Source organism: Vibrio sp. 2132-1 (assembly GCF_033344315.1).
The window spans coordinates 1-554 of the sequence record NZ_JAWPON010000710.1; the positions used below are offsets into that span (position 1 = coordinate 1).

1 protein-coding gene is annotated in these 554 nt (G+C 48.7%); it reads right to left on the bottom strand.

The genetic code is table 11. The features are described 5' to 3' along the window. Positions 1–213: 213 nt before the first annotated feature. Positions 214–554: ATP-binding cassette domain-containing protein (locus R8N47_RS27525; protein ID WP_318186403.1), on the bottom strand; the 341-nt coding region annotated here is incomplete at its 5' end.

The window sequence follows — 554 nt, forward strand, 5'->3', positions numbered from 1 at the left end:
AGTAGTGGTCAAAAGAAGTCTGTAGGAGAGGCGCGGGCGTATGGAAGAAGATGAAAAGGCGATCATGATGCTGGTGGTGATCGTGGGGTTCGTGCTTATTTGGGTTGTGCTTGAAGAGCTGAACTATCTTGGTTTGCCGATCAAATAAGCCCCGTGAAACATTCGATTCAACGGGGCTTTGTATTTCAATAATGGCTTTCTTGATTTCAGAGATTAGCTAACTGCTCTAACCTTACCTTGCTTCAAGTCGTTCAGCACTTGAGATTTTGGACCGTCTGCAATTACGCTGCCTTTCTCCATCACAATCACGCGATCTACGATGTCGAGCATCGACGTTTTGTGTGTAATCAAAATCAGCGTTTCGCTCGGTTTTAACTGCGCCAATTGATGCTTGATGTGCATTTCTGAGCGGTTGTCCATTGCACTGGTTGGCTCATCCATCAAGAGTACCGGAGGACGTCCAAGGAACGCGCGAGCAATCGTCACCGCCTGACGTTGACCGCCAGAAAGCATTGCGCCCCCTTCACCAACCTGACGCTCCAAACCTGCTGGAT